This window comes from Nitrospira sp. BLG_2, assembly GCF_049222245.1.
The window spans coordinates 1-3,070 of sequence record NZ_JBLYIG010000613.1 but is presented as its reverse complement, the minus strand read 5'-3'; the positions used below and the strand labels follow the sequence as shown (position 1 = coordinate 3,070).

The window sequence follows — 3,070 nt, the reverse complement described above, 5'->3', positions numbered from 1 at the left end:
CGCTGCGACGATCGAATTGTCGTGCGGCCAAACTGTGCCGAGGTGATAGCCGATAGGATTATACGCGCGTTCCTTCGACGACAGGGTGCGGACGCCCCATCCGTTGAACATGTCCTCAGCCATGAGTCGCTTGATCGTGCGTTCGGCTTTGTCCTGCTCCGCGATGCCGGTCCACAACGCCTGGCCAGGATTGGAAGAAACGACGGCCGCCTGCCGCCCCTCCGCCTGCAGAGCGAGCGCGTAACAGCCTTTATCCTCCATCCAAAAATCCCGGTTGAATCGTTCCCGTAGTCGCCGCGCCTCGCGAATCAGACGGTCCGCCCGATCTCGATCTCCGGCGAGCTTGAACAACCCGGCGATCCCGAGTTTGGCGGCATACCCGTAGCCCTGCACCTCAACCAACGCGAGCGGCGGCACAGCGACCTCGCCGTCGGCGGTCACAATGGCATCTCCCGAATCTTTCCACCCCTGATTGACCAGCTTGTCCTTCGACCGGCTGGTATAGGTGAGATAGGCTTCTCCCCGCCGGTCGCCGTAGACATCCATCCATGACAGCGCCCGTTCAATGGGAGCCCGCAATTCGTTGAAGAGGTTCAGAGAACCGGTCCACGCCGCGTGTTCCGCGACCAGCATCAAGAACAACGGCGTGGCATCCACCGTTCCGTAGAACGGGGTATGGGGAATCGCGTTCAAGTTCGCCATCTCGCCGACCCGCAGTTCGTGGAGAATTTTGCCCGGCTGCTCGTCCCGCCATTGGTCTTCTTTCGTGCCTTGATATTTTGCCAATAGACGCAAGGTTTGCTCGGCGATCCTTGGATTATAGGCCAACATTTGCCAGGCGGTGATCAGGCTGTCGCGTCCGAACAACGCGACGAACCACGGCACTCCGGCTGCAAAAAACGTTTCGTTTTCCACGTGCGTGCGCAACACGCGGAGTCCGCGAAAGGAGCGTTCCATGAGTTGATCGAGGGCCGAGCCGTTGGTCACCACCTTGGTGACATGCGCCATCCAGGCCTGCGTTTCCCGTTCGAGCTCGCTATCCAATCTGCTGAAGTCCGCCGGATCCGGTATCGCACGGTGGGCGGTCTGGTCCTTGGATTCGCCGATGACCAGCGCGACATCGATTCGCTGTCGATCACGGGGGCTCAAGCGCACGGCGAACTCAGCCGTCGTGCCATGACGCTTGTCGGGCGGCGGGTCGAAATAGATGGTTACGGTACGGAGGATCCCGTCTTTGCCGTCATAGGACAAGCGCAACACCTCGCCTTCCCAGAACGGAGGATGGAGTGTTCCCAAGCGCTTGGGCAGGAGACCCCGAACAGCGAACAGATCCTCGAAGGCGGATTGAACCGTCAGCGTGAGGGTAAACTCGAGCGTCTGAAGCGTGAAGTTTTCGATGTGGAGGCGATCGCGCAGCGCCGGAGTTTCGTTGTCGATGAGCCGCCGCCACGTAATGCCGAGTTCCTCCTCATCGAGAAAGCCGCCGCCCTCCAGCTCTATTCTGGGGTTCGTCAATGTAAAGACGCCCTTCGAGCCTTGAACCGATGACGCCGACAGATGAGCCGGTTTGTATCCCGCCAGCTCGATTTCATAGCCGTTTACATAGCGACAGTCGTGATAGTAAAGACCCATGCCATGAGAGTTCCTCAGGGGGACGTTTCCGTCCGGGCGTGCCACGAAAAAGACATTCTCGTTCTTGATGACGATCGCGTCGGCCAGGCTGTCCGCCATGGCCGGGCGTGCCTTCGTGAGTGTTTCCTTTCGCCGATCGTCCTTGGATTCCGCCGCCTGCAACAACGTGCCGGACCAGAGCGGCACGGTCGCCGGCCATACCAGGGAGAAACGAAGCAACGAACGACGATTGATCCTCATGGAGCGCCTCCTTCCGGCGGCACCATCATCGTGAGCTCGGCAACGGTGCGGACCGGCAACATGATCCGCGCCTTGACCTGTCGCATCATGGAGCAGGCTTCCCTTCGTACGTCGCCCGCTCCTCCGCAAGGGTCATGACGCCGTAGACGAGATATCCGTTGTAGGCTCTGGCCGTTTCCCGCACCCAGCCCATGCTCACCATCGTGAGCATCGCGCAACCGGCGATCGCCAAGAGGATCTTCTGACTCGCGCGATCCTGGCCGCTCATGGCACCGGTCGTCCACCAGGAGGCAGACCCGGCGAAGGATCGAAGGAAGAGAATCCAATTCAGCAAGCCGAAGAACACCAGCGCCGCGATCGCGAAATACTTGTTCGGCTGCATCTTGCCGAGCGGATTGATCGAGGCGTCGGTCAGCCGAGAGAGAAAGGGAACGTGTTGCAGATGATACGGCATGGCGAAGACGACTCCGGCGCCTATGAGCACCGCCACGGACACCGGAAGGATCAGGCGGGCGGCGCTGTCCGGCCTGCCGCTCGAACGGACGGCGCGAAGGATGTACAAGGATCCGAGCACGGCAATCAGTCCGTAGAGCAGGGCGACCAGATCGAACAGCCATGAGCGGGCCCCGAGCATGAGAGTATGGAAAGCCTGCGGTTCGCTGTACCGGATGTGCAGCAAATATTGGTAGCCGATCACCGGCATGATCAGGAGCGCTCCGAAGCCGACGGCGAAGCACAGGCCGCCGGCCCAGCGATAGAAGCGGCGGTCTCCCTCTGCCTGGGAGCGCAGGAATGCGACGCTGCATAAGGCCGCAAGGGCAAACCCGGCCCAGGTAAAGTTTCCGAACCATCGGTGAAGGTCGAGATCGATCATGGTCGGGTTCAAGATATTGGCCCACGACGAGTCAAGAGGGTGCGGCGTCAGCATATAAGAGGCGGTGATATCGATGAAGAACATCGCGGCCACCGCGCAGATGGCGGCAAGCCAGCCGAACGCGAGATGAACGCGTCCGCGCCATCCGGAGACGGCCGACCAGTCCCACAGGTAGTACCAGGCGTAGGCGAAGACGGCCTCGCCCAGGAACAATCCCGCTTCCAGCACGAACGGCCAGAACATGATCCGAAAGATCTTGTGCCAAAACCGGGGCCAGAAAATATTGAGCGCGAAGATGAAAGACACCCCGAGAAACGAGATGGT

Annotated in this window: 2 protein-coding genes; both read right to left on the bottom strand. The window is 60.5% G+C overall.

All coding sequences use genetic code 11. From position 1 onward, the window contains the following. The coding region (locus ACOSYY_RS16270) for an amylo-alpha-1,6-glucosidase (protein WP_421663763.1) at positions 1-1,872 on the bottom strand (1,872 nt) is incomplete at its 3' end. Positions 1,873-1,957: 85 nt separating this feature from the next. Beyond that, on the bottom strand, positions 1,958-3,070 hold a 1,113-nt coding region (locus tag ACOSYY_RS16265), incomplete at its 5' end, for a cytochrome ubiquinol oxidase subunit I (RefSeq protein WP_421663762.1).